General features: G+C 36.8%; 2 protein-coding genes and 1 pseudogene (1 of these 3 only partly in view). 2 read left to right on the top strand and 1 reads right to left on the bottom strand.

Features of this window, described 5'->3' with window-relative positions; all coding sequences use genetic code 11:
- Positions 1–235, top strand: a pseudogene (locus tag V7266_RS27370) (IS110 family transposase) (its annotated part extends 209 nt beyond the left edge of the window); the annotation flags it as partial.
- Here the strand turns inward: V7266_RS27370 and V7266_RS27365 are convergent.
- Positions 221–478 (bottom strand): hypothetical protein, encoded by a 258-nt coding sequence (locus V7266_RS27365; protein WP_335472375.1) that lies wholly within the window; start codon positions 476–478, stop codon positions 221–223. The pseudogene V7266_RS27370 and the gene V7266_RS27365 sit on opposite strands and share 15 nt — an antisense overlap.
- Positions 479–809: 331 nt before the next feature.
- Between V7266_RS27365 and V7266_RS27360 the strand changes: the two genes are divergently transcribed.
- The gene (locus V7266_RS27360; protein WP_335472374.1) at positions 810–2,501 is read left to right on the top strand and encodes a GMC family oxidoreductase; all 1,692 of its coding nucleotides are present in this window, start codon (positions 810–812) and stop codon (positions 2,499–2,501) included.
- Positions 2,502–2,805 lie beyond the last annotated feature (304 nt).

The raw sequence follows: 2,805 nt of genomic DNA, 5'->3' as shown, positions 1-2,805 counted from the left end.
TGGATATTTATTGATCATCATTAATTCACTGATTTCTTATAAAGCAAAAAGTTCAAGTCTTCGTAAAGTAAAGACAGATGCGGTCGATGCTTACCATCTCTGTGAGCTATTTTATTAAGAGGATCTTGAGCCATATAAAAAGCGTGGAGTTCAACTTATAAACCTTCGAAATCTTACCAGACAGCACGAGAATATAACTGGGGTATTAATCCAAACAAAGCTACAATTTCAAGCCTAACCTTCCAGCTGTGCGCCTTACTACCTCTAAATTTGTTCTTGCAGCTGAAATAATTCTCTCTAACGCCTCTTTGGCAGCAACATTTGCAATATAGATTGGATCTGTTTGTGGAGGAACAATCGATTCTAATGTGTTGCGCCTCTCAGTGACGGATTCTCTCGCCCGATTTAAAGGATTCTCTGTTCTCCTAATCAGATCCCTGGCATCATCCCTTCTTTCTTTATATCCTAATGAGGTCAAACGGATTATGGGTTCTCGCGATTAATCTTAAGATTTCCTCTAAGATCCGTCTGTGTTTATCTAATTCATTTTCGATACGTCTCACTACATTCTCGGCTACCTCTATTTATCCCTCAGCTGAGATCCACCTTATTATCGTATTGTCTTTCCCTATTTGTGATTTCATCCTTCTTGGATTGTAACTGTCGCTCCAAGTCATCTAGGTTTGCTTCAGCTTGAGATACGATCCCCTCAACGGAAGCAAGAGTGAATTCACGATGAGGGGTATTTTTGCATACAAATAAAAATAAGGTTGTAATTAGTTTCATTGGATTGGGAGAGGAATGAAGACATGTCAGCAAAAAATACTTTTGATTATATTGTAATCGGTGCTGGTACAGCGGGAGGGGTTATTGCCAAGGAATTATCGGATGATAAAACCACAACTGTATTGGTTCTTGAATCAGGTACAAATATGACTGAGGAAATGAGCAGTCCCAATGGCGGAACTGCACTTACCTTATCCTCAGATAATAGATTCTCTTTTAATATCTTGTCAAAATTAGAACAAACAATCGGGCGTCAAATCCTATTATCAGGTGGAAGAGTTATCGGAGGAAGTTCTGAGCACAATGCTATGCTTGCTGTAAGAGGAAGCAGTAACCTTTATAATGAGTGGGCAAGTCTTGTAGGATCTCAATGGAGTTACAATAATGTACGCAAGTTATTTATTGAAAATGAAACCTACACAGGTAACACACAAAATCCAGACGAAAGAGGATTCGATGGTCCCATCTTTATAAGACAACAGGATATTCCTAAGAATGGGCTTCCGACTATTTTATCAAAAGCCACATCCGATGTCCTAAAAATTCCGATTGTAGAAGACTATAATACTGGTATAACAGACTGTACTTTTAGTAAGTCACAATTTACTCAAGAAGAATTGGAGTCTAGAAAATTTATACGTTCTTCTACTGCAACTGGATATTTAAATAAATATATCGTAACACAAGGTGACGAATTTAACCCTGATGAATTTGGAGTTGGTCGAAGAAAACTCGCTGTCGTTGCCAAAACTACTGTTAACAAAATTTTATTTGAGCAAAGCGGGAATAAACAAATTGCTGTGGGCGTTGAATTTGTAAGAAACGGTAAATCACAAAGAGCTTTTGCATCAAAAGGCATTATCGTTTCTGCGGGAAATTTTTCCTCAGTGATTCTGAACCGTTCTGGAATTGGTAAAACGACTGATTTAGATAGAGCGGGTATAACTACATTAATTGAAAGTCCCAATGTAGGTTACAATTTTCAAACACATTATGCGGTAGGTATAGGAATAGAAGTGGAAACAACACGACTATTAATGGTGATTTCATTTGACCCCGATCAACCAATCCCATTAGGCGCCTTTAAAAGGGATGATCAAGCAGGACAAAGAGCAGGACGCCGCCTTCAACTTTTAGGAAACATATTTCCAAGATTTGTTCCCGTTCAAGATGTCTTGATAAACAACTGGAATTTTGACGAAAATAAACCAAGTAATATTATGAGTATTGGAATTGTAGATTTAAATCCAAGTAGCAAAGGGAACATTTTAGCAGCACATAGTGATCCCGAAGCGTATCCATCTGTTGACTTTAATCCATTGGCAAACCAAGAGGATTTAGATTTCATGGTGGACCACTATATCGAGACTTTTAAAATCATTAAAAGGGCACGTAAATTAGACCCAGAAGGGATTTATAAAGTTGTTTATCCTTCGGAAGATATTTTCAATATAAAGGACACCAAGGAGAAGCGAGCTCAACTTGCTAATTTTGCCAAGGCATCTTATAACGCGCTCAACCATTACGGTGGTCAATGCAGGATGGGAAGAAATATTGAAGAAGGAGTTGTGGATGGTTTTCTGAATGTATTTGGTACTGAAAACCTGAAAGTCGCCGATCTCTCTATTTCGCCAATTATGCCTGATGGAAACACAGCTTTAGCTGCACAGATGATTGGTTTAAATGCTGTTAAATTTATTCGAGACAAAAAATAAGGAAATCGAATGCTACAAATCAATTTCTTATTATTTTTTGTCGGTCTTTTATTTGTATTAAAATTTAACCTGTCCCTTGGGTTTGATTGAAAAAAAAATCTTTTAAATAGAAAATCTATTAATCAAATCATTTAAGTAAGTTGTGATGAACCTCATTGCTTTAACTTCTAGAACACTAATCCAAAAAACGACAAAATTGTGGTTTTTTGGATTTATTTTTTTGTTTTATTTGTTTGCCTCGTGAAACTTTTTTTCATTACTTTTACATAGTTAGTACGACGACAAAAGGTTTCGCTAGACCCAC

Origin of the sequence: Neobacillus drentensis (assembly GCF_036965645.1) — a bacterium.
GTDB classification, from domain to species: domain Bacteria; phylum Bacillota; class Bacilli; order Bacillales; family Cytobacillaceae; genus Neobacillus; species Neobacillus drentensis_D.
Note: the sequence above shows the minus strand (reverse complement) of the source record. Positions and strands in the feature narration are given on the sequence as shown.

Bases quoted from the DNA above. Each gene is read 5' to 3' on its own strand.
- V7266_RS27360 (WP_335472374.1), top strand. From the start codon at position 810: ATGTCAGCAAAAAATACTTTTGATTATATTGTAATCGGTGCTGGTACA.